General features: G+C 68.2%; 26 protein-coding genes. 12 read left to right on the forward strand and 14 right to left on the reverse strand.

The features are described 5' to 3' along the window. Nucleotides 1–177 precede the first annotated feature (177 nt). Both EA796_RS10420 and EA796_RS10425 read left to right on the forward strand, forming a co-directional pair. Entirely contained in the window at nucleotides 178–1,452 is a 1,275-nt protein-coding gene (locus EA796_RS10420; RefSeq protein WP_021444887.1) for a maltoporin, read from the forward strand. Nucleotides 1,453–1,549: 97 nt separating this feature from the next. Continuing rightward, nucleotides 1,550–2,473, forward strand: coding sequence for a MalM family protein (locus tag EA796_RS10425; protein WP_122108563.1), 924 nt, complete (start codon nucleotides 1,550–1,552; stop codon nucleotides 2,471–2,473). A 60-nt stretch (nucleotides 2,474–2,533) separates the two neighbouring features. Here the strand turns inward: EA796_RS10425 and EA796_RS10430 are convergent, their stop codons facing one another. After that, nucleotides 2,534–4,456, reverse strand: a complete 1,923-nt coding sequence (locus EA796_RS10430) for a methyl-accepting chemotaxis protein (RefSeq protein ID WP_122108564.1) — start codon at nucleotides 4,454–4,456, stop codon at nucleotides 2,534–2,536. 326 nt (nucleotides 4,457–4,782) lie between these two features. On the opposite strand from EA796_RS10430, the gene EA796_RS10435 reads away from it, so the two are divergent. The 7 genes from EA796_RS10435 (at nucleotide 4,783) to arsJ (ending at nucleotide 10,276) form a co-directional block, all read left to right on the forward strand. Beyond that, the gene (locus tag EA796_RS10435; protein ID WP_021442904.1) at nucleotides 4,783–5,139 is read left to right on the forward strand and encodes a metalloregulator ArsR/SmtB family transcription factor; all 357 of its coding nucleotides are present in this window, start codon (nucleotides 4,783–4,785) and stop codon (nucleotides 5,137–5,139) included. A 17-nt stretch (nucleotides 5,140–5,156) separates the two neighbouring features. Further along, nucleotides 5,157–5,639, forward strand: coding sequence for an arsenate reductase ArsC (locus tag EA796_RS10440; RefSeq protein WP_122108565.1), 483 nt, complete (start codon nucleotides 5,157–5,159; stop codon nucleotides 5,637–5,639). After that, complete coding sequence (arsB, locus tag EA796_RS10445; protein WP_122108566.1) at nucleotides 5,636–6,706, forward strand: ACR3 family arsenite efflux transporter; 1,071 nt, start codon at nucleotides 5,636–5,638, stop codon at nucleotides 6,704–6,706. Before EA796_RS10440 ends, arsB (EA796_RS10445) begins: the two co-directional genes overlap by 4 nt. After that, nucleotides 6,703–7,419 carry an arsenical resistance protein ArsH gene (gene arsH, locus EA796_RS10450; protein WP_021442907.1) on the forward strand — a complete coding sequence of 239 codons (717 nt, stop codon included), beginning with the start codon at nucleotides 6,703–6,705 and terminating at the stop codon, nucleotides 7,417–7,419. Before arsB (EA796_RS10445) ends, arsH begins: the two co-directional genes overlap by 4 nt. Before the next feature lie 15 nt (nucleotides 7,420–7,434). Then, nucleotides 7,435–7,935, forward strand: coding sequence for a cyclin-dependent kinase inhibitor 3 family protein (locus EA796_RS10455; protein WP_021442908.1), 501 nt, complete (start codon nucleotides 7,435–7,437; stop codon nucleotides 7,933–7,935). A gap of 19 nt (nucleotides 7,936–7,954) precedes the next feature. Beyond that, complete coding sequence (locus tag EA796_RS10460) at nucleotides 7,955–8,959, forward strand: ArsJ-associated glyceraldehyde-3-phosphate dehydrogenase (protein WP_122108567.1); 1,005 nt, start codon at nucleotides 7,955–7,957, stop codon at nucleotides 8,957–8,959. A gap of 102 nt (nucleotides 8,960–9,061) precedes the next feature. Further along, a complete protein-coding gene (arsJ, locus tag EA796_RS10465; RefSeq protein WP_122108568.1) occupies nucleotides 9,062–10,276 on the forward strand; it encodes an organoarsenical effux MFS transporter ArsJ in 1,215 nt (404 codons plus the stop codon). Between the two features lie 48 nt (nucleotides 10,277–10,324). Here arsJ and arsB (EA796_RS10470) read toward each other — a convergent pair whose 3' ends face one another. The 6 genes from arsB (EA796_RS10470) to zwf all read right to left on the reverse strand — a co-directional run bounded on the left by arsB (EA796_RS10470) (nucleotide 10,325) and on the right by zwf (nucleotide 16,366). Then, on the reverse strand, nucleotides 10,325–11,395 hold the full coding sequence (gene arsB / locus EA796_RS10470) for an ACR3 family arsenite efflux transporter (RefSeq protein ID WP_122108569.1): 1,071 nt from the start codon (nucleotides 11,393–11,395) through the stop codon (nucleotides 10,325–10,327). Nucleotides 11,396–11,427: 32 nt separating this feature from the next. Continuing rightward, nucleotides 11,428–12,492, reverse strand: coding sequence for an ArsO family NAD(P)H-dependent flavin-containing monooxygenase (locus tag EA796_RS10475; protein ID WP_122108570.1), 1,065 nt, complete (start codon nucleotides 12,490–12,492; stop codon nucleotides 11,428–11,430). A gap of 89 nt (nucleotides 12,493–12,581) precedes the next feature. Further along, nucleotides 12,582–13,445, reverse strand: a complete 864-nt coding sequence (locus EA796_RS10480; RefSeq protein ID WP_122108571.1) for an aldo/keto reductase — start codon at nucleotides 13,443–13,445, stop codon at nucleotides 12,582–12,584. Between the two features lie 78 nt (nucleotides 13,446–13,523). Beyond that, a complete protein-coding gene (locus EA796_RS10485) occupies nucleotides 13,524–14,195 on the reverse strand; it encodes a bifunctional 4-hydroxy-2-oxoglutarate aldolase/2-dehydro-3-deoxy-phosphogluconate aldolase (RefSeq protein WP_122108572.1) in 672 nt (223 codons plus the stop codon). Between the two features lies 1 nt (nucleotide 14,196). Further along, entirely contained in the window at nucleotides 14,197–14,910 is a 714-nt protein-coding gene (gene pgl, locus EA796_RS10490) for a 6-phosphogluconolactonase (protein ID WP_122108573.1), read from the reverse strand. After that, nucleotides 14,897–16,366 (reverse strand): glucose-6-phosphate dehydrogenase, encoded by a 1,470-nt coding sequence (zwf, locus tag EA796_RS10495; protein WP_021443832.1) that lies wholly within the window; start codon nucleotides 16,364–16,366, stop codon nucleotides 14,897–14,899. The genes pgl and zwf overlap by 14 nt, the downstream gene beginning before the upstream one ends. A 214-nt stretch (nucleotides 16,367–16,580) precedes the next feature. Between zwf and EA796_RS10500 the strand changes: the two genes are divergently transcribed. Then, complete coding sequence (locus tag EA796_RS10500; protein ID WP_177342895.1) at nucleotides 16,581–17,441, forward strand: MurR/RpiR family transcriptional regulator; 861 nt, start codon at nucleotides 16,581–16,583, stop codon at nucleotides 17,439–17,441. An 83-nt stretch (nucleotides 17,442–17,524) separates the two neighbouring features. On the opposite strand, the gene EA796_RS10505 is transcribed toward EA796_RS10500, so the two are convergent. Next, nucleotides 17,525–17,842 carry a hypothetical protein gene (locus tag EA796_RS10505; RefSeq protein WP_122108574.1) on the reverse strand — a complete coding sequence of 106 codons (318 nt, stop codon included), beginning with the start codon at nucleotides 17,840–17,842 and terminating at the stop codon, nucleotides 17,525–17,527. 84 nt (nucleotides 17,843–17,926) lie between these two features. On the opposite strand from EA796_RS10505, the gene EA796_RS10510 reads away from it, so the two are divergent. After that, complete coding sequence (locus tag EA796_RS10510) at nucleotides 17,927–18,277, forward strand: YajD family HNH nuclease (protein ID WP_122108575.1); 351 nt, start codon at nucleotides 17,927–17,929, stop codon at nucleotides 18,275–18,277. Between the two features lie 51 nt (nucleotides 18,278–18,328). Here EA796_RS10510 and EA796_RS10515 read toward each other — a convergent pair whose 3' ends face one another. The 5 genes from EA796_RS10515 to rnd form a co-directional block, all read right to left on the reverse strand. After that, nucleotides 18,329–19,561, reverse strand: coding sequence for a hypothetical protein (locus EA796_RS10515; protein ID WP_122108576.1), 1,233 nt, complete (start codon nucleotides 19,559–19,561; stop codon nucleotides 18,329–18,331). Between the two features lie 107 nt (nucleotides 19,562–19,668). Then, a complete protein-coding gene (locus EA796_RS10520) occupies nucleotides 19,669–20,118 on the reverse strand; it encodes a YcgN family cysteine cluster protein (protein ID WP_122108577.1) in 450 nt (149 codons plus the stop codon). Between the two features lie 95 nt (nucleotides 20,119–20,213). Then, on the reverse strand, nucleotides 20,214–21,146 hold the full coding sequence (locus EA796_RS10525; RefSeq protein WP_122108578.1) for a D-2-hydroxyacid dehydrogenase: 933 nt from the start codon (nucleotides 21,144–21,146) through the stop codon (nucleotides 20,214–20,216). Nucleotides 21,147–21,149: 3 nt separating this feature from the next. After that, entirely contained in the window at nucleotides 21,150–21,443 is a 294-nt protein-coding gene (locus EA796_RS10530; RefSeq protein WP_021446077.1) for a YcgL domain-containing protein, read from the reverse strand. Continuing rightward, nucleotides 21,440–22,573, reverse strand: a complete 1,134-nt coding sequence (gene rnd / locus EA796_RS10535) for a ribonuclease D (protein ID WP_122108579.1) — start codon at nucleotides 22,571–22,573, stop codon at nucleotides 21,440–21,442. The genes EA796_RS10530 and rnd overlap by 4 nt, the downstream gene beginning before the upstream one ends. 132 nt (nucleotides 22,574–22,705) lie before the next feature. Here rnd and EA796_RS10540 point away from each other — a divergent pair, with 132 nt between their 5' ends. After that, nucleotides 22,706–23,767, forward strand: coding sequence for an SMP-30/gluconolactonase/LRE family protein (locus EA796_RS10540; RefSeq protein WP_122108580.1), 1,062 nt, complete (start codon nucleotides 22,706–22,708; stop codon nucleotides 23,765–23,767). Nucleotides 23,768–23,809: 42 nt separating this feature from the next. Here EA796_RS10540 and EA796_RS10545 read toward each other — a convergent pair whose 3' ends face one another. Continuing rightward, the gene (locus tag EA796_RS10545; RefSeq protein ID WP_122108581.1) at nucleotides 23,810–24,490 is read right to left on the reverse strand and encodes a spermidine synthase; all 681 of its coding nucleotides are present in this window, start codon (nucleotides 24,488–24,490) and stop codon (nucleotides 23,810–23,812) included. Nucleotides 24,491–24,527: the final 37 nt, after the last annotated feature.

Below are 24,527 nucleotides of genomic sequence, written 5' to 3' on the forward strand. Positions count from 1 at the left end.
ATCCCCCCCTAGCGCCGCGCTACGCCCCGCAGCTCCGCCTGGAAAAAAGCGCCCCGGGGAGGATGTTGCCGGCGTCGCCTTCCCCGACTCTTGCCCACAGCGCCGCCGGCCGACTGCCTGCTCCGGTCTCGCCCCGTAAGTCCGACTCCGAATCCAACAAGAACAAAGGACCCCACGATGAACACCATGCAACCCGCCCAGCTGCTGCGTCCCAGCGCCCTGTTCGCCGCCATGCTGCTGGCCACCCCGGCCCTGGCCCTGGACTTCCATGGCTACATGCGTTCCGGCATCGGCGCCACTGCCGGCGGCGGCGACCAGGCCTGCTTCCAGGCCGCCGGCGCGCCGGCCAAGTACCGCCTCGGCAACGAATGCGAGACCTACGCCGAGATCGGTCTCGGCCACGAGGTGTGGAAGGAAGGCGAGCAGAGCTTCTATATCGACAGCATGATCGCCTACAAGTCGGACCAGGCGAACGACTGGGAGGCCACCGACAGCGACAGCGGCAGCGCCTTCAACAACGGCACCAGCTCGATCCGCCAGTTCAACGTGCAGGCCAAGAACTTCCTGCCCGCCCTGCCTGGCGCAACCCTGTGGGCGGGCAAGCGCTACTACAAGCGCAACGACGTGCACATCAACGATTACTACTACTGGGACGTTTCCGGCCCCGGCGCCGGCGTCGAGGACATCGACCTGGGCTTCGCCAAGGCGCACGTGGCCTGGATGCGCAACAACGATGGCGACTACGTCTACGAGGGCACCGGCACCGGCACCAACGTGGCCAACGACACCCTCGATCTGCGCCTGACCGATATCGACTTCAACACCGACGCCAAGCTGGAGTTCGGCTACGACTACGGCAAGGCCAACCTCACCGATCTGCAGGAGAAGGACCCGGGCTACACCGACCAGAAGGGCCATCTGCTCACCGTGCAGCACATCCAGGGCAACTGGTTCGGCGGCTTCAACAAGCTCGCCCTGCAGTACGGCACCGACGGCATCGTCGGCAGCACCGGGCGCAACAGCACCGGCAACAGCGACGGCAAGATGTTCCGCCTGGTCAACCAGGGCGTGGTCGGTCTGACCGACGACATCGAGATGATGTACGTGCAGATCTACGAGGATAAGGACTTCGACAATGACTCCGGGCAGACCTGGGCATCGTTCGGCGTGCGCCCGGTGTACAAGTGGACCGACACCATGAGCACCGCGCTGGAGTTCGGCTACGACCATATCGACCCGCAGGCCGACGGCGAGCAGTCGCGCGACCTGAAGAAGATCACCCTGGCCCAGCAGTGGTCGGCCGGCCGCAGCTTCTGGGCGCGCCCGCAGATACGCGTGTTCGCCACCTACGCCATGTGGGACGGCGACAAGTACAACGCCGCCAGCGAATCCATCGACGCCGGCGACGACGACGGCCTCACCTTCGGCGTCCAGGCCGAGGCCTGGTGGTAACGGCCAACCGCACCAACGCTGCTCCTGTGGTCCTTGCCCCGGTTCTGCAATAGGCCGGGGCCTTTTACCAGGCGTGACATAAAAAGAGGAATAACCCATGCCACCGTTCAAGATCGCCAGCCTCGCGCTGCTCGCCCTGCTGCTGACCGGCTGCGCCAGCGAACCGCTGCGCCGCATCGACGCGCTGAGCGCCAGCCCGGCGCCCTTGCAGACTTCCGCCGACAGCGCCGAGCAAGCCCTGGCCGCCGCCCCCTCCTGCTGCGCCTCGCTGCGCGAGCTGCCTTACCAACCGATTGCGGTGAATTTCAGCGGCGAGGTGCGCATCGACGCCAACGCCCCGGCCTTCGCCTTCGACAGCGGCAAGAGTTTTTTCCGCGCCTTCCAGCTGCCGGCCTCCAGCAAGTCGTTCGAGATCCGCCTGTACAGCCAGGCCGGCGACACGGTACTGGCGCCCAACGCCATGCTGCTCGACAGCCGGTTCCGCGTCACCCGCCTGCTCGGCGCCGAGGATTTCGTCTACGCCCCGGCTTCCGGCTTCAAGGGCGACAGCCTGGACGCGCGCCTGCGCGTCGACCGCCTGTACCCGGACAACCCCGGCAACGAACACTACCTGGTGCTCTACACCAGCGACGCGCAGCGGCGCGGCCAGACCGTCATCGAGCACCCGGCCAAGGCCTTCGCCCGCGCCCTCGGCAACGAGGCGCCGAACATTCCCGACCCGGTGGCCCAGCATGCGCCGGTGGGGGTGATCAAGATGGTGCTGATCGAGGACGAGGTGGCCGGCCAGCAGGCCAACACCTATGTGCCGCCGTTCAGCATCGGCCGCGAGATGGGCAACCAGTTGCCCAGCGTACCGGCCCCGGCCGTGCTGCCGGAGACCCAGGCCTACTACCGCCAGGGCATCGACGCCGCCCTCGCCGGCAAGGACCTGCAGCGCGCCCTGCGCCTGGCCGACGAGGCCGAGCGGGTCGGCGACGCCAGCGCCAGGGCCTATCTGCTCGAGCGCATCGAAATCAAGTGACGGCTTCCCCTCCAGGGATGATTCGGGCGGCCTCGGCCGCCCTTTTTTTGTACAGCGCGACTACACGCGGAAGCGGCTGACCAGCGCCTGCAGCTGGCCGCCCAGACGCGCCAGCTCGGCCGAGGACTTGGCCGTCTCGTCGCTGGCGGTGGCGGTCTGCTCGGAGACGTCGCGCACGCTGAGGATGCTGCGGCTGATCTCCTCGGCCACCGCGCTCTGCTCTTCCGCAGCGGCGGCGATCTGCTGGTTCATCGACTGGATGTTGGACACCGCCAGGGTGATGCTGCCCAGCGAGTCGCCGGCCTTGCGCGTCAGCTCGACGCTGCTGTCGGTGAGGTTGCGGCTGTTGCGCATCACCGTCGCCACCTGCTGGGTGCCGCTCTGCAGCCCGGCGATCAGCGCCTCGATCTCCTCGGTGGACTTCTGCGTGCGCTGCGCCAGGCCGCGCACCTCGTCGGCGACCACGGCGAAACCGCGCCCCGCCTCGCCGGCACGCGCCGCTTCGATGGCCGCGTTGAGCGCCAGCAGGTTGGTCTGCTCGGCCACCGACTTGATCACGTCCATCACGCTGCCGATCTTGTCGCTCTCCTGCTGCAGGCCGTGCATCGCCTCGCTGGAGCGGCTGACCTCGGCGGCCAGGCGCTCGATCTGCGAAATCACCTCGGCCACCACCTGATCGCCCAGGCGCGCCTGGCCGTCGGCGTCGTTGGCCGCCTGCGAGGCCTGCTCGGCGTTGCGCGCCACTTCCTGCACGGTGGCCGACATCTCGTGCATGGCGGTGGCCACCTGGTCGGTCTCGCTCTTCTGGCTGTTGGCGCCGGCGCTGGTCTGCTCGGTGACGGCCGACAGCTCCTCGGCGGCGCTGGCGATCTGGGTGACGCTGTCGCGGATGCCGCCGATCAGCTCGCGCAGGGTCGTGGCCATGTGCTGGATGCCCTGCTGCAGCTGGCCCATCTCGTCGCGACGATCGACCCGCACGCTGGCGGTCAGGTCGCCGTCGGCGATGCGCTGCACCGCGCCCAGGGTGTCCTGCAGCGGACGGGTGATCTGCCGGGTGATGACCCAGGCGGCGAGCACGCCGAACAGCAGGGCCAGCAGCGTGGCGCCGATCTGCAGGCTGCGCGCCTGGGCGCTCTCGATGGCCATGCGCTGCATCTGGAACTGGTACAGGGTCTCGCTGATGCGCACGATCTCGGCCTGCTGCTCGGTCATCTCCTGACGGGTGCGGGCGATATCGGCGGTGGCGGCCTTGAACGCCTGCACGGTCTGCTCGAACTGGCCCAGCGCGGCGGCGATGCGCCGCACCGCGTCCTGCTGGGCGCTGCCGAAGGCCTGCTGCAGCGCGCCGAGGCTGGCGCGGGCGGCGGCGATGCGCTCGGCCAGGGCCTGCTCGGTCTGCGCATCGGGCGCGCTGTCGTAGCGTTCGAGCAGGTAGCGCAGGCGCAGCAGCTCGGCCTGCGTGTGGGTCAGCGCCTGCAGCTGGGGGAAACGCCCGCCGTCGTATTCCGGCAGCAGCTGCACGCTGCGCTGCATGGCGGCGAGCAGTTCGCCGAGCTGCGCATCCTCGCCAGCCACCTGGCGCCGCGCTGCGTCGGCGGCGGCGTAGGCGGCGCGCATGCCGCCCAGCGAGCGCTGGTAATCCTGGTTGTAGCGGTCCTGCTCCTGCAGCAGCTTGACGTTGACCGGGTTGGTGAAGGTGCCAAGCAGTTTCTTCTGCTGCTGCAGGTAGAGCTCGAGGTTGCTCAGCAGGCGCTCGCTGCTGGGGGCGTCGCCCTTGGCCAGCATGAACTGCAGGCGGGCGATGCGCAGGTTGGTCAGGCTGGTGTTGAGCTGGGCGATCTCGCTCATCCAGGTGCTGCGCTGGATGACGCTGCCCAGGCCGCTCCAGGCGGTCCAGGCCAGCGCCAGGGTAAGGGCCAGCACCAGGCCGAAGCCGAGGGCCAGCTTGCGGGTGACGCTGAGGTTGGCAAACCAGGTGTTCATGACAATTCTCCAACTGTGCGGATGACAGGCGGTTCGGGTTTCGCTGGAGAATTGTTTTTGTAAAGCCAGCACAAGGGGTCAGCAGACGTACCAGGCGACCGGCGGGGCACAGTCATGAAGGGCCGCGGCGGCGACAGATGAGCGCAGCTGCGCCGCTCCATACATATGCTTTATCGAATATCTATAGACCAGAATGCTCGGCTCATCCGCGCGCGACTGGCCAACGCAGCGAGTAATCCTTGCACTACCTCTTATCAAGCGGCGGTTTCAAATATACGGATAAACATATATTCTCCCCGCACCTCAGATTTTCCGCGGACGCCGCCATGGCCGAACTGCTCACCCCCACCACCGTCTTCAAATGCCTGGCCGACGACACCCGCGTACGCCTGATGCTGCTGGTCGCCCGCGAAGAGGAGCTGTGCGTCTGCGAGCTGACCTGCGCCCTCGGCGAGAGCCAGCCCAAGGTCTCGCGCCACCTGGCGCAGTTGCGCAGCTGCGGCCTGCTGGCCGACCGCCGCCAGGGCCAGTGGGTCTACTACCGCCTGCACCCGCACCTGCCGGACTGGGTGATCGCCGTGCTCGACGCCACGCTGGCGGCCAACAGCCACTGGCTGAGCCCGGACAGCAAGCGCCTGGATGCCATGGGCGAGCGCCCGGAACGTATCGCCGCCTGCTGCTGACGCTCAAGGAATCCGAGATGAAGCTACTGTTTCTGTGCACCGCCAACAGCTGCCGCAGCATCCTCAGCGAGGCGCTGTTCAACCACCTGGCCCCGGCCGGCCTGCGCGCCTACAGCGCCGGCAGCCAGCCCAGGGGCGAAGTGCATCCGCTGAGCCTGGCCGCCCTGCGCCGCGCCGGCATCGCTTGCGACGGTCTGTCCAGCAAGGGCAGCGAAACCCACGCCGAGCTCGCCCCGGACATCGTCATCTCGGTCTGCGACAAGGCCGCTGGCGAGTCCTGCCCGGTGTTCTTCGGCCCGGCGCTGAAGGCGCACTGGGGCTTGAGCGACCCCTCCGAACTGGCGGGCAGCAGCGATGCTCGCGAGGCGGCCTTCGACCACACCCTGGCGCTCATCGAGAGGCGCGTACGCGCCTTTCTCGCCTTGCCGCTGGCGCAACTGAGCGGTGAGCAGCTCAAGGCCGAGCTGGCCCGCATCGGCACCCTGGGAGCCCGACCATGAGCAACAGCCGCCTGTCGTTTCTCGACCGCAATCTGACCCTGTGGATCTTCCTCGCCATGGGCTTGGGCGTAGCCCTGGGCAGCCTGTTCGAAGGCCTGCCGGCCTGGCTCGACAGCCTGTCGCTCGGCAGCACCAATATTCCCATCGCCATCGGCCTGATCCTGATGATGTACCCGCCGCTGGCCAAGGTGAAATACGAGGAGCTGCCGCAGGTGTTTCGCGACAAGCGCATCCTCGCGCTGTCGCTGGTGCAGAACTGGCTGATCGGCCCGCTGCTGATGTTCGCCCTGGCGGTGATCTTCCTGCGCGATCAGCCCGAGTACATGACCGGGCTGATCCTTATCGGCCTGGCGCGCTGCATCGCCATGGTGCTGGTATGGAACCAGATCGCCGGCGGCAACAACCAGTACGTCGCCGGCCTGGTGGCCTTCAACAGCCTGTTCCAGATCGCCTTCTTCAGCCTCTACGCCTGGTTGTTCCTCGGCGTGTTGCCGCCGCTGCTGGGACTGGAGGGCAGCGTGATAGAGGTGAGCTTCCTGACCATCGCCGAGTCGGTGCTGATCTATCTGGGCATCCCCTTCCTCGCCGGCTTCCTCACCCGCAAGCTGCTGATCGCGCGCCGCGGCGAGCAGTGGTACAGCGAACGCTTTATCCCGCGCATCAGCCCGCTGACCCTGGTGGCGCTGCTGCTGACCATAGTGGCGATGTTCAGCCTCAAGGGCGACATGGTGCTGCAGCTGCCGCTGGACGTGCTGCGCATCGCCATCCCACTGACCATTTACTTCGTGGTGATGTTCGCCATCAGCTTCGCCATGGGCAGGCTGCTGAACGCCGACTATCCGCGCACCACCTCGCTGGCCTTTACCGCCGCCAGCAACAACTTCGAACTGGCCATCGCCGTAGCCATCGCCACCTTCGGCCTGGCCTCGCCGGTGGCCTTCGCCACGGTGATCGGCCCGCTGGTGGAAGTACCGGTGCTGATCGCCCTGGTCGGCGTGGCGCTGTGGCTCAAACGCCGCTGGTTCGATAGCGACGAGGCCGCACTGGCCCAGGAGCAGAGCAAATGAACGACGATCACATCCCCCAACTCGATGCCGACCTGGCCGAGCCGCCCAGCGCCGAGCGCCTCGACATCGCCCGGCAGTTTGCCCACAAGCCGCGCATCCTGCTGCTGTACGGCTCCAACCGCGAGCGCTCGTTCAGCCGCCTGCTGACCGAGGAAGCGGCGCGCCTGCTCGAACGCTTCGGCGCCGAGACGCGCATCTTCCACCCCGCCGGCCTGCCGCTGCCGGACGACGCGCCGGACAGCCACCCCAAGGTGCAGGAGCTGCGCGAGCTGATGCAGTGGTCGGAAGGCCAGGTGTGGTGCTCGCCGGAGCGTCACGGGGCGATGACCGCGGTGTTCAAGGCGCAGATCGACTGGGTGCCGCTGGCCATGGGCGCGGTGCGCCCGACCCAGGGCAAGACCCTGGCGGTGATGCAGGTGTGCGGCGGCTCGCAGTCGTTCAACGTGGTCAACCAGCTGCGCGTGCTCGGGCGCTGGATGCGCATGTTCACCATCCCCAACCAGTCCTCGGTGCCCAAGGCCTTCCTCGAATTCGACGGGCAGGGGCGGATGAAAGCCTCGTCCTACTACGACCGCCTGGTGGACGTGATGGAGGAACTGGTCAAGTTCACCCTGCTGCTGCGCGAGCGTACCGACTACCTGGTCGACCGCTACTCCGAGCGCAAGGAATCCGCCGAACAACTGTCCGCGCGGGTCAACCAGCGCGCCATCTGAATTAAGGAAGCCTGCATGAGCCATCCCTACGACCTGCTGAGCATTCCCGGCTGCGCCGGCCAGCTGATCTTCACCCCCTGCCCCGGCACCCGGGGCAGCTCGCTCGACGAGGCCCTGGCCACCCTGCAACAGGCCGGCGCCAGCGCGGTGATCAGCCTGATGCCGCACAGCGAACTGGCCGCCAATGCGGTCGAGGCCATCGACGCGCGCTGCCAGGCCCTGGGCCTGGCCTGGTTCCACCTGCCGGTGGCCGACGAACAGGTGCCGCTGGACGACTTCGCCGCGGCCTGGCAGCAGTCCAGCGCCGCCATCCTGGCACGCCTGCGCGCCGGGCAGCGCCTGGCCCTGCACTGCAAGGGCGGCTCCGGGCGCACCGGGCTGATCGCCGCGCGCCTGCTGATCGAGGCCGGCGTAGCGCGCAGCGAGGCCATCGCCCTGGTCCAGGCGCTGCGACCCAAGGCCATCCAACACCCGGCGCACGTCGACTGGATCAACCAGTTCGACGCCACTCACTGACCCCAGCGGAGACCAGCACATGAGCATCAAAGTCGGTATCAACGGATTCGGCCGCATCGGCCGCCTGGCCCTGCGCGCCGCCTGGGACTGGCCACAGCTGCAGTTCGTACGGATCAACGACCCGGCCGGCGACGCCGCCACCCACGCCCACCTGCTGAATTTCGACTCGGTGCACGGCCGCTGGCAGCACGAGGCGGGCAGCGACGGCGACTGCGTGGTGGTGGGCGGCCAGCGCATCCAGGTGACAGCCAACAAGGCCATCGCCGACACCGACTGGAGCAACTGCGACCTGGTGCTCGAGGCCAGCGGCAAGATGAAGACGGTCGAGGTGCTGCAGGCTTATCCGGACCAGGGCGTGAAGCGCGTGGTGGTCTGCGCGCCGGTCAAGCAGGCCGGAGCACTGAACGTGGTGATGGGGGTCAACCAGCAGCTGTTCGACCCGGCGCGGCACCGCATCGTCACCGCCGCCTCCTGCACCACCAACTGCCTGGCGCCGGTGGTCAAGGTGATCCACGAGGCACTGGGCATCCGTCACGGCTCGATCACCACCATCCACGACCTGACCAATACCCAGAGCATCCTCGACCAACCGCACAAGGACCTGCGTCGGGCGCGGGCCTCCGGCATGAGCCTGATCCCGACCACCACCGGCTCGGCCACGGCGATCGCCGAGATCTTCCCCGAGCTGCGCGGCAAGCTCAACGGCCACGCCGTGCGGGTGCCGCTGGCCAACGCCTCGCTGACCGACTGCGTGTTCGAGGTCGAGCGCGCGACTACCGCCGAGGAGGTCAACGCCCTGCTCAAGGCCGCCGCCGAAGGGCCGCTCAAGGGCATCCTCGGTTACGAGGAACGCCCGCTGGTGTCCATCGACTACCGCAGCGATCCGCGCTCCTCTATCGTCGACGCGCTGTCGACCCTGGTGGTGGCCGGCACCCAGGTGAAGATCTACGCCTGGTACGACAACGAATGGGGCTACGCCAACCGCGCGGTGGAGCTGGCGCGGATGGTCGGTCTGGCCGATTGATCCCTAGGGTGGATGACGCCTTTTTCATCCACCTCGATTTGGTGGATGGATAAAGCGCCATCCACCCTACGGCTGAACTTCGCTGAATTCTTGGACTTCGTCATGCACGCCTTATCCCGCCTGGCCCCCGAAGTGCGCCAGTACCTGCTGGTCACCGGCAACTACTGGGCCTTCACCCTCACCGACGGCGCGCTGCGCATGCTGGTGGTGCTGCATTTCCACAGCCTGGGCTACACGCCGCTGCAGATCGCCGCGCTGTTTCTGTTCTACGAGATCTTCGGCGTGGTCACCAACCTGGTGGGCGGCTGGCTGGGCGCGCGCATCGGCCTGAACCGCACCATGAACCTGGGCCTGGCGCTGCAGGTGCTGGCCCTGCTGATGCTCACCGTGCCGGCGGCCATGCTCACGGTACCCTGGGTGATGGGCGCGCAGGCGCTGTCGGGCATCGCCAAGGATCTCAACAAGATGAGCGCCAAGAGCTCGATCAAGCTCTTGGTGCCCGGCGAGCAGCAGGCCACCCTGTACACCTGGGTCGCGCGCCTGACCGGTTCGAAGAACGCGCTCAAGGGCGTCGGTTTCTTCCTCGGCGGCGCCCTGCTCAGCCTGCTCGGCTTCGCCGGCGCGGTGCTGGCCATGGCCCTGGCGCTCGGCGCCATCTGGCTGGCCAGCCTGGCGCTGCTGAAGAAGGACCTGGGCAAGGCCAAGGCCAAACCCAAGTTCCGCGACCTGCTGTCCAAGAGCCGGGCGATCAATATCCTCTCGGCCGCCCGCCTGTTTCTGTTCGGCGCGCGCGACGTGTGGTTCGTGGTGGCCCTGCCGGTGTACCTGGCCACGGTGTTCGGCTGGGACTTCTGGTGGGTCGGCGGCTTCCTCGCCGTCTGGATCATCGGCTATGGCATCGTCCAGAGCCTGGCCCCGGCGATCACCGGCAAGCGCAGCGGCCAGGTGCCGGACGGCCGCGCCGCTTTCGTCTGGGCCGCGCTGCTGGCCGGCCTGCCGGCGGCCATCGCCCTCGGCCTGGGCAGCGCGCTACCGGCGCAGGTGGTGCTGATCGGCGGCCTGCTGGCGTTCGGCGTGCTGTTCGCGGTCAACTCCTCGCTGCACAGTTACCTGATCGTCAGCTACGCCCAGGAAGACGGAGTGTCGCTGGACGTCGGCTTCTACTACATGTCCAACGCCCTCGGCCGGTTGCTCGGCACCCTGCTCTCCGGCTGGGTGTTCCAGAGCTGGGGCCTGGCGGCCTGCCTGTGGGTGTCGAGCGCCTTCGTGCTGGCCGCCGCGCTGATCTCGCTGGGGCTGCCACGGCATCGCACCTAACTGACCAGCAGCCCTCTCGCGGCGGCGCAAGCCGAGCTGCATCGATGCTCAGGTGGACGGCAAGCCACGCTCGTACCACTGGCGGCTGCGATTGACCATACGCACCAACAACAGCATCAGCGGCACCTCGATCAGTACGCCGACCACCGTGGCCAGAGCCGCCCCGGAATCGAAACCGTAGAGCACGATGGCCACCGCCACCGCCAGCTCGAAGAAATTGGAGGCGCCGATCATGGTCGATGGCCCGGCGATATCGTGACGCACCTGGAACCGATGGTTCAGCCCGTAACCCAGGGCAGCGATGAACAGCGTCTGCAGCAGCAGCGGCACGGCGAGGATGACGATGATCAATGGCTGGGCGACGATGGCCTGGCCCTGGAAGGAAAACAGCAGCACCAGGGTCGCCAACAGGGCGATCACGGAGAACGGCGCGACCTGCGCCAGCGCCGCCCGGAACGCCGCCTCGCCACGACGTAACAGGCGGACGCGAATGAACTGGGCAATGCTCAGCGGAATGACGATGTACATCACCACCGACAGCAACAGGGTGTCCCAGGGCACCGGGATCGACGACACGCCGAGCAGCAAGGCGACGATCGGGGCGAAGGCGAACACCATCACCAGATCATTGAGCGCCACCTGGCTGAGGGTGAAGTTGGCGTTGCCCCTGCACAGATTGCTCCACACGAACACCATTGCCGTACAAGGCGCAGCCCCCAGCAGAATCAGCCCGGCCATGTAGCCGTCGATCTCGCCGGCCGGCAGCCAAGGGGCGAACACATGATGCAGGAACAGCCATCCGAACAGGGCCATGGAAAACGGCTTGACCGCCCAGTTGACGAACAGGGTGATGCCGATACCGGCCTTCTGTTGCCGTACTTCGCCGAGGGCGCGGAAGTCGATCTTCATCAGCATCGGGATGATCATCACCCAGATCAGCACCCCCACCGGGATATTCACTTGGGCGACCTCTAGTGCGCCCACGCCCTGCGCCACGGCCGGCACGAGTAGCCCCAGCAAAGTGCCGGCGACGATGCAGAGAAACACCCAGATGCTCAGGTAGCGCTCGAATAAACCCAGCGGGCTGGCAGCGCTCGGTACAGCGGTTGCGTCACGCATGTGTTGTCCTGTTGTGATGAGTACCTTGCAGGCTAGCGCTGCAAGGCCTCGACGATTTCATGAACGGTGCTGCGCGCCGTCCGGGCAACCCCGATCAGGGTGGCCGAGGCTGCGCCGGTCCATTCGCCGTAGCCGACCAACCACAACCGCGGCTCCTTGCACGCACGGGTGCCGGTGACATCCACCTTGCCCTCCTCGTTGAGTACGCCTAGCGCGGCAAGATGCTCCAGCGCCGGACGAAAGCCGGTACACCAGATCACCGCATCCACCGCCGACTCCTTACCATCAGCCCAGACCACGCCGCGCTCGGTGAACCGCACGAACGGCCGCACCGCGTGCAACACGCCACGTTCGCGCGCCTCGCGTACCGGCGGCACCATCACCACGTCGCCCAGGCCGCCTACCGGTTGCTCGACCACCCGCCCCTGCTGCTGCGCCTTCCAACGTTCGGTGGCGCGCTCGAACAGCACCCGGCCATCGACCTCGTCGGGCAGCAACAGTGGCTCGCTCGGCGTCACCCAGGTAGCCTCGGCCACCTTCGACAGCTCGGCGAGAATCTGCGCCCCGGAGTTACCGCCGCCCACCACCAGTACCCGCTGGCCGGCGAAGGCCCGGGGCTCGACATAGTGCGCCGAATGCAGCTGACGCCCAGCGAACAGCTCGGCGCCGGGGTACTCGGGAATATAGGGGGCGCGCCAGGTGCCGGTGGCGCTGACCACCGCCCGCGCCCGCCATTGCCGACCATCGGCGGCGCGCGCCAGCAACCAGTCGCCGTCACGCTGCAGCGCCTCGACCCACACCGGGCGCTGCACCGGCAGCTGGTAGCGCTGCTCGTACTCAGCCAGGTAGCTCAGCACATGATCGCGGGTGGGGTAGGTATCGGCCACCGGCGGCATCATCCAGCCGGCGATGGAGCTCCAGGTGGCCGGCGAGAACAGCCGCAGCGAATCCCAGCCGTGGCGCCAGGCGCCGCCCGGCCCCTGCTCGGCGTCAAGAACGACAAAGGACAGCGGCGTGCGGCGCAGAAAATAGGCCACCGACAGGGCGGCCTGGCCGCCGCCGATGACCAACACATCGACCGTGGGGATGGAGGGCATGCTCGACGTCCCAGCGTGAAGAAGCCGTCAGCATAGGCGACTCGCGGCGGCCGGGTCATGATCTGCGACAACTGCTGGTATGCCGGGTCTCAGGGCGCGCGCATGCCGCGCGCCGCTTCGCTGAGATGGAACCAGGTCGGCGCATCCAGTTGCAGTTCGGCGCCGGCCAGGGCCTCGTCGATGCGCGTCTCGCGCAGGCTGCCGAGAATCGGCACCGGCTGCCCCGGCAAACGGCGCAGCCAGGCCAGGGCGACCTGAGTCGGGGTGGCCTGCAGCGCCGCGGCCACCTCGTCCAGCGCCTGCTGCAGGGCCGCCGCGAACTGCCCGCCGGCCAGCGGCGACCAGGCCAGCACCTGCAGGCCGTCGGCCTGCAGCGCCTGCAGACGGCCATCCCAGGCCGCCTGTTGAGCATTCAACGACAGCTCGATCTGGTTGCAGCGCAGTGGCAGCTCGCGGCCGAGCACCTGCCAGTGCAGCGGCTCGGCATTGGACAGGCCGAGCCAGCCGACCTTGCCGGCCGCGACCAGCGTCTGCAGCGCCCGCGTCACCTCGTCCAGCTGCAGCAGCGGATCGGGCCGATGCAGCAGGAAGCCGTCCAGCCGCTCGACGCCCAGGCGCTGCAGCGAGGCCTCCACCGCCCGGGTCAGGTAGCGGGCGCTGCTGTCGTAGTGCTTGACCCGCCAGCGCGAGACGTCCTGCGCCGCCGGCACTATGTCGGCCTTGCTGATCAGCTCCAGGCGCTGGCGCAGCGCCGGACGCAGGCGCAGGGCGGCGCCGAAGCGCGCCTCGCACTCGCCCAGGCCGTAGATATCGGCGTGATCGAAACCATTGAGTCCGCGCTCCACGCAGCGCTCGACAAAACCGAGCAGCGCCTGCGGCGTGGCCAGCTCGGGATAGTCGAGCAGGCGCATCATGCCCAGCAGCAGCGGCTGCCGGATCGGGTGTGCAGTCATGGGAGAACTCCAGACAGGCCATGCATAGCAGCGGTGCGCTCGGACTAGGCGGCGCGCACCACCACGCCAACGCGAGACTTATTCCAACAACTGCAAGGCCTCGGCGCTGCACTGCCGGATACGCGCCCAGTCGCCCTGCTCGACCCATTCGCGCTGGAACATCCAGGTGCCGCCGACGCACATCACGTTGGGCTGGGCCATGTAGCGCTGCAGGTTGTCCGGGGTGATGCCGCCGGTGGGGCAGAAACGCACGCCGCCGAACGGGCCGGCCAGCGCCTTGAGCGCGGCGACGCCGCCGCAGACCTCGGCCGGGAACAGCTTGAAGCGGCGGTAGCCGAGGGCGTAGCCGATCATCAGCTCGGAGGCGCTGCTCACCCCCGGTAGCAGCGGCACCGGGCTGTCCAGGGCGGCCAGCAGCAGCTCGCGGGTGCTGCCCGGGGTGACGATGAACTGCGCCCCCGCAGCGACGGCGGCGGCCAGCATCTGCTCGTCGAGCACGGTGCCGGCGCCCACGCACAGCTCGGGGCGCTCGGCGCGCAGGCGACGGATCGCCTCCAGGCCATGCTCGGAACGCAGGGTCACCTCCAGCACGCGCAGGCCGCCGGCGGCCAGGGCGTCGGCCAGCGGCAGGATGTCCGCCTCGCGGGCGATGGTGATCACCGGCATGATCCGCGCCTGGGCACAGATGCGGTCGATCTCGGCGATCTTTTCGGCCATGCGCGCGCGCTGGCCTTCGTTGGGGCTGCTCATGTCAGGGGCACCAATGGATTTCGAGAGGGGAATGCAGGAAGGCGCGGATCGGCAGGCTAGCCAGCGCACCGGGCGCCAGCGCCTCGGCCAGGGTGGCCAGCTTGGCCTGGCCCTGGATCGCCAGCAGCGGCAAACGCGCGCTCGCCAGCAGCGGCAGGGTCAGGGTCAGGCGCTGCGCCGGCTGGCTCGGCGCCTGCATCGGCAGCACCCGGCGCGGGCAGTCGGGCTGCAGCGCCAGGTCGAGATTGGGGCTATCGGGGAACAGCGAGGCGGTGTGGCCGTCGTCGCCCATGCCGAGCACCAGCACGTCGATCGGCGGCAGCTCGGCGAAGGCCGCGTCGGCCAGCTCGGCGGCCTGCTCCAGGCTGCCGGCGACCCGGTACAGGCCAAGGAAACGCGCCTCGGCGGCCGGCCCGCGCAGCAGGTGGCGACGCACCAGCGCCTCGTTGCTGCTGGCATGGTTGACCGGCACCCAGCGCTCGTCGGCCAGGCTCACCAGCACCTGGCGCCAGTGCAGCGGCTGCTGCGCCAGGGCCTCGAAGAAGGCCACCGGGCTGCGCCCGCCGGACACCACCAGGGTGGCGCTGCCGCGGCTGTCGATGGCCTGGCGCAGCGCCTCGGCCCCGCGCAGGGCCAGGGCGTCGGCCAGTTGCTCGGCCGCGGCGTAGCTGCGGGCGCTGACGCCCGGCGGCAGGTCGAGATCAGAGATCGCCATACCAGCTCCTCCCGTCGCGAGTGATCAGCGCCACCGAGGCCATCGGCCCCCAGCTGCCGGCGGTATAGGGCTTCGGCGCCTCGCCGAGCTGCTTCCAGCCGGCGATCAGCTGGTCGCACCACTGCCAGGCGTACTCGATCTCGTCCTTGCGCACGAACAGGTTCTGGTTGCCGCGCATCACCTCCAGCAGCAGCCGCTCGTAGGCATCGGGGATGCGCGCGCTGCGGTAGGTGTCGGAGAAGCTCAGTTGCAGCGGGCCGCTGCGCAGCTGCATGCCCTTGTCCAGGCCCTGGTCCTTGGTCAGCACCTGCAGGGCGATGCCCTCGTCCGGCTGCAGGCGGATGATCAGCTTGTTGCCGATCAGCTGGCGCTGCTCGGGGGCGAAGATGTAGTGCGGCGGCGCCTTGAAGTGGATGACGATCTGCGACAGCTTCTGCGGCATGCGCTTGCCGGTGCGCAGGTAGAAGGGCACGCCGGCCCAGCGCCAGTTGCGGATGTCGGCGCGCAGGGCGACGAAGGTCTCGGTGTCGCTCTGGGTATTGGAGTTCTCCTCCTCCAGGTAGCCCGGCACCGGCCGGCCGTCGGCGCTGCCGGCGACGTACTGGCCGCGCACCACGCGCTGGCCGAGGTGCTCGGCGCTGATCGGCTCCAGGGCCTTGAGCACCTTGACCTTCTCGTCGCGGATGCTGTCGGCGGAGAGGTCGCTGGGCGGGTCCATGGCGATCAGGCAGAGCAGCTGCAGCAGGTGGTTCTGGATCATGTCGCGCAGCTGACCGGCCTGGTCGAAGTAGCCCCAGCGGCCCTCGATGCCGACCTTCTCGGCCACGGTGATTTCCACGTGGGAGATATGGTTCTGGTTCCACTGGGTCTCGAACAGGCTGTTGGCGAAGCGCAGGGCGATCAGGTTCTGCACCGTCTCCTTGCCCAGGTAGTGGTCGATGCGATAGACGCGGTTCTCCGGGAACACCCGCGCCACCGCGTCGTTGACCGCCCGCGAGGAGGCCAGGTCGTGGCCGATGGGTTTTTCCAGCACCACCCGGCTGCGCTCGGCCAGGCCCAGCGCCGCCAGGTTGGCGCAGATGCCGCCGTACACCGAGGCCGGGGTGGCGAAGTAGGCGATCAGCTGGTCCTGTGCGCCGGCCAGCTCGGCCAGAGCCAGGTAGTCCTCGGCCTGGAGGAAATCCATGGTCAGGTAGTGCAGGCGCGCCTGGAAACGCGCCAGCGCGCCCTCCTCCAGCTCCTTGGCCGGCACGTGCAGGCGCAGCGCCTGGTCGATGGCGGCCAGGTGGCGCTGCGGCTCGCCGGCTTCGCGGGCCAGGGCGAGGATGCGGGTGTCGTCGTGCAGCAAACCGGCGCGATCGAGCTGGTAAAGCGCAGGAAACAGCTTGCGCAGAGCCAGATCGCCGAGGGCGCCGAACAGGGCAAAGGTGCAGGATTCAAGCTTTATCGCGGCCATGATGTTCGTTCTTTTATCAAGATGCACTAGAAATACCGGGTAGCAGCGGTTTTATCAAGAGTAAATGTTGTAATAACAACAACATTTTTCCATTATCCGGATAAGCAGTGGTGGCCATCGGGCGTCACCAGTAGGATAGGCCAGCCATTTTTCCGCCCGTCGCCAGCGCCCGCCGCGACGGCGCCAAGCCCGTTAGGAGCTCCCTATGGATCGCGTGCGCAACCTGCTGGAACAAATCCAGAGCCGCCTGGACGACCTGAACAAGGCCGAACGCAAGGTCGCCGAGGTGATCCTGCACGACCCACAGCAGGCCACCCGCTTCAGCATCGCCGCGCTGGCCCAGGCTGCCGCGGTCAGCGAGCCGACGGTCAACCGCTTTTGCCGCTCGTTCGGCGCCAACGGCTACCCCGAGCTGAAGATGCAGCTGGCGCAGAGCCTGGCCAGCGGCGCCGCCTACGTCAGCCGCGCGGTGGCCGCCGACGACGGCCCCGAGGCCTACACGCGGAAGATCTTCGGCAGCACCATCGCCTCGCTCGACGCCGCCTGCCAGAGCCTCGATCCACAACACGTCAGCCGCGCCGTCGACCTGTTGATCCAGGCGCGGCAGATCCACTTCTTCGGCCTCGGCGCCTCGGCCTCGGTGGCGCTGGACGCGCAGCACAAGTTCTTCCGCTTCAACCTGGCGGTGTCGGCGCATTCAGACGTGCTGATGCAGCGCATGATCGCCTCGGTGGCGCACACCGGCGATTTGTTCGTGATCATTTCCTATACCGGGCGCACCCGCGAGCTGGTGGAGGTGGCGCGCCTGGCGCGGGAGAACGGCGCCTCGGTGCTCGGCCTGACCGCCGCCGGCTCGCCGCTGGCCAAGGCCAGCACCCTGAGCCTGGACATTCCGCTGCCGGAGGACACCGACATCTATATGCCGATGACCTCGCGCATCATCCAGCTCACCGTGCTCGACGTGCTCGCCACCGGCGTGACCCTGCGCCGCGGCGTGGACTTCCAGCCGCACCTGCGCAAGATCAAGGAAAGCCTGACCGCCAGCCGCTATCCGGCGGACGAGGAGCCGAGCTAGGACGAGCGCTGCGCCGTCCTCGGCCGATTGGTGCGCATGGCGCACCGACCCGCAGTTCCGCAACACTAGGTTGAGACAGCGCCCTAGTTCTGCGTCTTCCCCGGCTCGACCGGTTGGCGATTGCGCTGCAGCTGCTGTTCCAGCAGCGGGATGGCCTGATCCTTGGGCGGTTGCGGCGCCAGCCGCGGCAGGCTCTGCCCCTGCGGTGGCGGTAGCAAGGGCGCCGTCCCCGGTCCCTGGCGCTGAATCGGCGCGCTTTGCGGCTGACCGTAGGGTTGCGGCGTGGCGGTGCCGGGCGTGCCGGCGGCGGGTGACGTCGGCATGCGCGGCGGTTGCTGGGCCTGGGCCAGTGCGGCGGCGGCGCAGGCCAGGATCGAGGCGGCAAGTATCGAGCGACGCATGATGGGGCTCCTGATCGGCGAGCTTTCGTTCTATTCTGGCAGCATCCGAACGCCAACGTTCGCCACCCGAGCACGAGCCACGCCATGAGCACCACCAGCAAGCTGGACCAGATCCTCGCCGAGGCGCAGCGGCGCCGCGAAACCAGCTACCGCGAAAAAGCTCTGAAGATGTACCCGCATATCTGCGGGCGCTGCGGCCGCGAGTTCAGCGGCAAGCGCCTGAGCGAGCTGACCGTGCACCACCGCGACCACAACCACGACAACAACCCGGAAGACGGCTCCAACTGGGAACTGTTGTGCCTGTACTGCCACGACAACGAGCATCAGCGTCAGGTCGACCTGCACTACCAGAAGGAGGAAGCCGCCAGCGCCGGCTCCGGCAGCAAGGTCACCCACAAGGCGCTGGCCGGGCTGGAGGCGCTGCTCAAGCGTTAGAGGAACTGGTGCGGTGCCGGCTTCTCCGTAGGGCGCGCCGCCGCCTTGGTCTCAGCGCAACAACCGCGTATCCAGCACCCGCGACGGCCCGCCCATGACGTTCTCGACGATGTCGATGAAATCCTCGGTGCTGGCCTTGTCCAGGCGCATCAGGCCGCGGGTCACGTCGTCCAGCGAACGCGGCTGCGTATTGCCCTTGGTCTTCTGGCGGATTTCCCGATCCAGCTCCTGCAGCAGCAGCACCGCGCGCGCGGTCACCGGGCCGGTGGCGCGCGCGGTGCGCAGGCTCTTCACCGGCTTGCTCCAGCGCGTCAGTTGCTCGCGCATCTTCTGGTAGCGGTCCTCGCCGATACCGCCGGCACGGCGCATCAGTTCGATGGCGTAGTACTCGGCCAGACCCTCGGTGATCCAGTCGCTACGGTCGCGCGACTGGATGCGGCTGAACACGTGGACCAGCTCGTGCACCAGCGAGCTGGTGCCGTTCTCGCTGACCAGCGGCCGGTCCGCGTGCATGTAGTAGGAATTGGCCGCCGACAGGCCGCCGCGCCACATCGGGTCGCCGGCGCCGACGATCAGCAGCTTGGCCGGATCGCGCGGGAACACCGCCTGCATTTCGGGCCAGACGAAGGTCAGCAGGGTCATGATGTCCATGCGCCGCATGCCCTCGCCCACCGGCGCGGCGATGGCGACATCGGTCTCGCCGAGGCGGGCGCGGCGGGTGCCGAGTTTGCCGGCGACCAGCCAGCCGGTGGGGCGGTCGAACTTGCGCAGCGGGTTGTCGATGCGAAAGCGATTCTTGCCGATGCGCGGCCAGCCGGTTTCCACGCTTTTCCAGCCCTTGGGCAGCTCGAACTGTAGGCGCGCCACCAGCTCGGTCTTGTCCTGCTGGCGCAGCACCGCGCTGGGCACCAGGTCGTCGCCACGCAGCAGCGCCCAGTCCTCGGTCATCCGCGCATCGAAGCTCCCCGGCTGGCGCTCGTGATCGATGCGCACCTTGTAGCTCAGGCGGCTCTTGCCGGCGGCCGGCTGCCAGATGCCGCGCTCGGGCTGCTCCTGCTGCCACTGGCCGTCGGCGGAAAAGTCGCTGTAGCGGCCCTCCTTGCCCAGGTCGAAGTCCAGGCTGAGCACGCGCTCGCCCTGCTCCAGGGTCAGGCTGACTTCGGCCTGGTTGGTTTCGGGCAGAAAGCGCACGCGGTAGTCCAAATCGACCTTATGCGTGGCCGCCCAGGTCGGCAGGCTCAGACTCAGCAACAGCAGGGACAACAAAGGGTAACGAACGGGCATCGCGCAAGGCTCCTGATGCGGTGGGACGCGGCGATCCGATATGACCGCGACGCCCTCGGGCAATTCCATGGCTGGGCGCACAGATTTGCCACGAAGCCCGGCGCCGATCAACCGGCGCGAAAGATCAGGTGCTCTTCCCAGTCGTCCTCGGCCACGCTGTTCTCGCTGAGCATGCGCCCGGACTGCGAGATGCGCTCGATATGCACCGCCTCCGGATCGCCGCAGACCAGGTGGTGCCACAGCGGCAGGTCCTTGCCCTCGCTGACCAGGCGGTAGGCGCAGGTCGGCGGCAGCCACTGGAACTGGTCGGCCTGCGCCGGGGTCAGCTGGATGCAGTCGGGCACCTGCTTGGCGCGGTTGGCGTAGTCGCTGCAGCGGCAGCTCTTGAGATCGAGCAGCTTGCAGGCGATGCGCGTGTAGTAGACGGCGCCGTCGTCCTCGTCTTCGAGCTTCTGCAGGCAGCACAGACCGCAACCGTCGCACAGCGACTCCCACTCGTCCTGATCGAGCTGGGCGAGGGTCTTGCGTTTCCAGAAGGGTTCGACTTTGGCGGCCATGGCGACAGGCAGAAGCTCGGAGGAGAAAAGCGCGGCAGTCTAGCCCGAGCGCCGGTCACGGCCAAGCGGCGGATGCCGAACGGCAGCGCTTGGGCTCAGTAGCCGCGGGCGAACGCCACCTCGCCGCGCAGCGCCTCGCCGGCCTGCCAGCGCGCCAGGTTGTCGAGAAACAGCGCGGCCATCAGCGCCGGCTCGGTGGGCGCAGCGCTGTGTCCGGTGAGCAGCAGACGCGGCGCGTTCCAGAACGGATGGCCGGGTGGCAGCGGCTCCTCGCGGCAGACGTCGATCACCGCGCCGGCCAGTTGGCCCTGCTCCAGCGCCGCCACCAGATCGGCATCGACCACCGCGGCGCCGCGCCCGGCATTGATCAGCAGCGCCTCGGGGCGCAGCCGGGCCAGCAGCTCGGCGTCGTACAGATCGTGGGTGGCCGGGGTATCGGGCAACAGGTTGATCACATAGTCGGCCCAGGCGGCCAGGCGCGGCAGCTGATCCAGGCCGGCCACCTCGACGAAGGGCGGCTGCTGGCGCGGCGCGCTGGCCACGCCGCGCAGCTGCAGACCGAAGGGCGCGAGAAACTGCGCCACGGCCTGACCGATATCGCCACAGCCGACGATCAGCGCCCGCCGCCCGGCCAGGCTGCGCGGCAGGCTGTGCTCCCAGCGCTGCGCCACTTGCGCGGCCAGACGGGCGAACAGGCCCCGTTCATGGGCCAGCAGATGGCCCAGCACGTACTCGGCCATCACCTGGCCGAAGATGCCGACGGCGCGGCTCAGGCGATAGTCGCGCGGCAAGTCGGGCGCCAGCAGCGGCGTGATCCCCGCCCAGGTCGACTGCAGCCACTGCGGGCGCAGGCCCTGGCGCAGCAGGGGCGCGAGCAGATCGGGCTGGCCCAGCCACAACGGGCAGTCGCCGGCCGCCGCGGCCAGCTCGACGGGGTCGGCGCCGGCCAGCAGCACCAACTCGGGCCGCGCCGCGCGAATCAGCTCGGCGTAGCGCCCGTGGTCGTGCTCGGCAATCAGCAGGCGCATGGTTCAGACCGGGTCGTTGCGACGCAGCAGTTCGTCCGGCAGGTGCTCGATGTACTCCTCTTCCGGCGGCGGCATCTGCAGGTGGTAGCCCTGCTTCTCCAGGTTCTCCAGCACCTGGGCGATGTCCTCGCGGGCCAGCTGGCGCTCGGGGCTGAGCACCAGGTCGAAGGCGTGCACCGGCGCGCCGAACACGCCGAGCAGGCCTTCCGGCACCCGGCTCAGGGCGTCGGCCTTGAGCACGTAGAGGTACATCTCGTTCTTGCGTGGGCTCTTGTAGATGGAACAGATGCGTTTCACGCGGATTCTCCTTCGGCGGCCAGGCAGTCGAGCAGCGCCTGGCCCATCAACTCCCGGCGCCAACCGCGCAGGGACTCGGGCAATTGGTAGGGACCGCTGGGGTAGCCGCTCTTCAGCAGGGCTTCCAGGGTCTTCTTGCGCAGCATCAGCTCGGGCACGATCGCTAGGCGCTCGCCCTCGCGCTGGCCGATGGCACGCAGTTTCTTCAGCAGCGCCGAAGCCTCCACCGGCAGCGGCTCGGGCAGCGCCTCGGGCCACTCGCCCGGCGGCAGCGCGGCGGCCTCGCGGATCAGCGCCAGCAGGGTCTCACCGTCCTGGCGCACGGTCTTCGGGTGCATGTCCTCGATGCGCGCCAGGGCCACCAGGTTGTCCGGCTGGGTGCGCGCCAGCGGCCACAGCGAATGCTCGCGCAGGATGCGGTTGCGCGGCTGGTTGCGCGCCCGCGCCTCGCGCTCGCGCCAGGCGCACAGTGCGCGCAGCACGGCGAGTTGCTGACGCGACAGCTTCCAGGCCAGCTTGGCCTCGCGCCAGGCCTGCTCCGGGTCGACCTCGCGGCCGAGGCCTGCGACCAGTTCGGCGCCATCCTCCAGCACCCAGGCATACTTCTCCGGCGACAGGCGGGCGGTCAGCGCCCGGTACACCTCCGCCAGGTGCAGCACGTCCTCGGCGGCGTAGCTCACCTGGGTCTGCGACAGCGGCCGCTGCAGCCAGTCGGAGCGGGTCTCGCCCTTGGGCAGCTCGATGCCCAGCAGCGCCTGCACCAGGCGCGAGTAGCCCATGGAGAAGCCCAGGTTGAGGTAGCCGGCGGCCAGTTGGGTATCGAACAACGGCGTCGGCAGGCTGCCGGTCAGGCGCAGGAAGACTTCCAGGTCCTCGCTGCACGAATGCAGCACCTTGACCACCTGCGGCGCCTGCAGCAGCGCAGCGAAGGGCGCCCAGTCGCCGATGCACAGCGGATCGATCAGGTAGGCCCGCGCGCCCTCGCTGACCTGCAGCAGGCCGGCGATGGGATAGAAGGTGTCGACGCGCATGAACTCGGTGTCCAGCGCGACGAAGGGCAACGCCTGCCAGACGGCGCAATGCTCGGCCAGGCTGGCGTCGTCGCGAATCCAGTGAATATCGTTAGCCACGCGGCTCTCCCGTGAAGAATGCCGCGCAGTATATATGCCCCGGCCGCCGGACGGGGCAGCGCCCTGCCACTGCGCCGGCGAACTGTGTAACCTGTGCCGCGCATCGCTTGCCCCCGACACGGAAGAACAACAATGAAGAAACTGCTTGCCCTGCTCGTCGTGCTGCTGGCCGCCGCGGCCGGCTACCTGGCCATCACCCCCAGTCCCATCGACCCGCTGGGCTGGGACGCGCCCGCCGCGCCGGCCATGACCGGCGTGCTGGAGCCCAACGACACCCTGATGAAGGCCGAACTGCTGGCCCGCGGCCAGCTGCATGGTCCGGAAGATACCGCCGTGGACGCCGAAGGCCGGGTCTATGCCGGGTTGCACGACGGGCGCATCGTCCGCGTGCTGGCAGACGACAGCGTGGAGACCTTCGTCGACACCAGCGGCCGGCCGCTGGGCATGGACTTCGACGCCAGCGGCAACCTGATCGTCGCCGACGCCTACGAGGGCCTGCTGAGCATCGACCCACAAGGTAACGTCAAGGTACTGACTACCGAGGCCGAGGGCCTGCCCTTCGCCTTCACCGACGACCTGGATATCGCCAGCGACGGCACCATCTACTTCAGCGACGCCTCCTCGCGTTTCCAACAGCCGGACTACCTGCTCGACCTGCTCGAGGCCCGCCCGCACGGCCGCCTGCTGGCCTATGACCCGGCCACAGGCCAGACCCGCGTGCTGCTCAAGGACCTGTACTTCGCCAACGGCGTGGCGCTGTCGGCGAACGAGGACTTCGTGCTGGTCAATGAGACCTACCGCTATCGCATCACCCGTTACTGGCTCAAGGGCGACAAGGCCGGCCAGCACGACATCTTCATCGACAACCTGCCGGGCCTGCCGGACAACCTGCAGGGCGACCGCAAGGGCACCTTCTGGGTTGCCCTGCCCACCCCGCGCAAGGCCGACGCCGACTTCCTCCACCGTCACCCCTGGCTCAAGGCGCAACTGGCCAAGCTGCCGCGCGCGCTGTGGCCGAAGGCGATCCCTTACGGTTTCGCCATCGCCCTCAACGAACAGGGCGAGATCGTGCGCAGCCTGCACGACACCAGCGGCACCCACCTGCGCATGGTCACCTCGGTGAAACCGGTGGGCGACCATCTGTACTTCGGCAGCCTGGACAACGACCGTATCGGCAAACTGCAGATGCACTGAGCAATGCAGCTGCCCAGGTCACTCACGACCTGGGCAGCCCGCTCAGACCTTCTGGGCAATCCAGATGGTATGCCGCGTGCCCCTGTTGCCATGGGCATACACCTGCACCGCTTCACCCTTGAAGCCGGCCTTGCGCACTTTCTCCGAAAAGGCGCGGTCGGCGCTGGACGACCACACTGCCAGCATGCCCCTGGGCCTCAGCGCCTTGGCGCACTGACGCAGGCCATCCATGCTGTACAGCCAGTCATTGCCTTTCTGAGTCAGGCCTTCGGGGCCGTTGTCGACGTCCAGCATGATCGCGTCGTAGCGCTGCTCGGCGGCCTGCAGCACCTTGGCGACGTCCTCCTGAATGATCACCGCACGCGGGTCATTCAACGGATAACCGGACTTCGCCCCGAGCGGGCCACGGTTCCACTCGACCACGCCCGGCACCAGCTCGGCCACCACGACCTCGGCGTCAGCCCCCAGGTGCTGTAGCGCCGAGGCCAGGGTAAAGCCCATGCCCAGACCTCCGATCAGTACCCGCACCTCTGGCCGGCTCGCGATCTGCTTGCAGGGAATCGCCGCCAGGGCATCTTCCGAGCCGTGCATGCGGGTATTCATCAGCTGCCCGCCATCGCCGCCGGCGATCTTGATGACGAAGTCGTCCCCATACTCGAACAGGTTCAGCGCACCATTCGTGCCCGGGATCGGAGCGGTGTCGAGCAAGACAAAACGTTTCATGCAGAGCGAAGACCTGTGTAGCGAGCGTGAGGGCAGG

Source organism: Pseudomonas sp. AOB-7, from assembly GCF_003696305.1.
Classification (GTDB): domain Bacteria; phylum Pseudomonadota; class Gammaproteobacteria; order Pseudomonadales; family Pseudomonadaceae; genus Aquipseudomonas.

Excerpts from the sequence above, each read along its gene's own strand:
- EA796_RS10420 (WP_021444887.1), top strand. The coding sequence starts at position 178 with ATGAACACCATGCAACCCGCCCAGCTGCTGCGTCCCAGCGCCCTGTTC.
- EA796_RS10425 (WP_122108563.1), top strand. The coding sequence starts at position 1,550 with ATGCCACCGTTCAAGATCGCCAGCCTCGCGCTGCTCGCCCTGCTGCTG.
- EA796_RS10430 (WP_122108564.1), bottom strand. The coding sequence starts at position 4,456 with ATGAACACCTGGTTTGCCAACCTCAGCGTCACCCGCAAGCTGGCCCTC.
- EA796_RS10435 (WP_021442904.1), top strand. The coding sequence starts at position 4,783 with ATGGCCGAACTGCTCACCCCCACCACCGTCTTCAAATGCCTGGCCGAC.
- EA796_RS10440 (WP_122108565.1), top strand. The coding sequence starts at position 5,157 with ATGAAGCTACTGTTTCTGTGCACCGCCAACAGCTGCCGCAGCATCCTC.
- arsB (WP_122108566.1), top strand. The coding sequence starts at position 5,636 with ATGAGCAACAGCCGCCTGTCGTTTCTCGACCGCAATCTGACCCTGTGG.
- arsH (WP_021442907.1), top strand. The coding sequence starts at position 6,703 with ATGAACGACGATCACATCCCCCAACTCGATGCCGACCTGGCCGAGCCG.
- EA796_RS10455 (WP_021442908.1), top strand. The coding sequence starts at position 7,435 with ATGAGCCATCCCTACGACCTGCTGAGCATTCCCGGCTGCGCCGGCCAG.
- EA796_RS10460 (WP_122108567.1), top strand. The coding sequence starts at position 7,955 with ATGAGCATCAAAGTCGGTATCAACGGATTCGGCCGCATCGGCCGCCTG.
- arsJ (WP_122108568.1), top strand. The coding sequence starts at position 9,062 with ATGCACGCCTTATCCCGCCTGGCCCCCGAAGTGCGCCAGTACCTGCTG.
- arsB (WP_122108569.1), bottom strand. The coding sequence starts at position 11,395 with ATGCGTGACGCAACCGCTGTACCGAGCGCTGCCAGCCCGCTGGGTTTA.
- EA796_RS10475 (WP_122108570.1), bottom strand. The coding sequence starts at position 12,492 with ATGCCCTCCATCCCCACGGTCGATGTGTTGGTCATCGGCGGCGGCCAG.
- EA796_RS10480 (WP_122108571.1), bottom strand. The coding sequence starts at position 13,445 with ATGACTGCACACCCGATCCGGCAGCCGCTGCTGCTGGGCATGATGCGC.
- EA796_RS10485 (WP_122108572.1), bottom strand. The coding sequence starts at position 14,195 with ATGAGCAGCCCCAACGAAGGCCAGCGCGCGCGCATGGCCGAAAAGATC.
- pgl (WP_122108573.1), bottom strand. The coding sequence starts at position 14,910 with ATGGCGATCTCTGATCTCGACCTGCCGCCGGGCGTCAGCGCCCGCAGC.
- zwf (WP_021443832.1), bottom strand. The coding sequence starts at position 16,366 with ATGGCCGCGATAAAGCTTGAATCCTGCACCTTTGCCCTGTTCGGCGCC.
- EA796_RS10505 (WP_122108574.1), bottom strand. The coding sequence starts at position 17,842 with ATGCGTCGCTCGATACTTGCCGCCTCGATCCTGGCCTGCGCCGCCGCC.
- EA796_RS10510 (WP_122108575.1), top strand. The coding sequence starts at position 17,927 with ATGAGCACCACCAGCAAGCTGGACCAGATCCTCGCCGAGGCGCAGCGG.
- EA796_RS10515 (WP_122108576.1), bottom strand. The coding sequence starts at position 19,561 with ATGCCCGTTCGTTACCCTTTGTTGTCCCTGCTGTTGCTGAGTCTGAGC.
- EA796_RS10520 (WP_122108577.1), bottom strand. The coding sequence starts at position 20,118 with ATGGCCGCCAAAGTCGAACCCTTCTGGAAACGCAAGACCCTCGCCCAG.
- EA796_RS10525 (WP_122108578.1), bottom strand. The coding sequence starts at position 21,146 with ATGCGCCTGCTGATTGCCGAGCACGACCACGGGCGCTACGCCGAGCTG.
- EA796_RS10540 (WP_122108580.1), top strand. The coding sequence starts at position 22,706 with ATGAAGAAACTGCTTGCCCTGCTCGTCGTGCTGCTGGCCGCCGCGGCC.
- EA796_RS10545 (WP_122108581.1), bottom strand. The coding sequence starts at position 24,490 with ATGAAACGTTTTGTCTTGCTCGACACCGCTCCGATCCCGGGCACGAAT.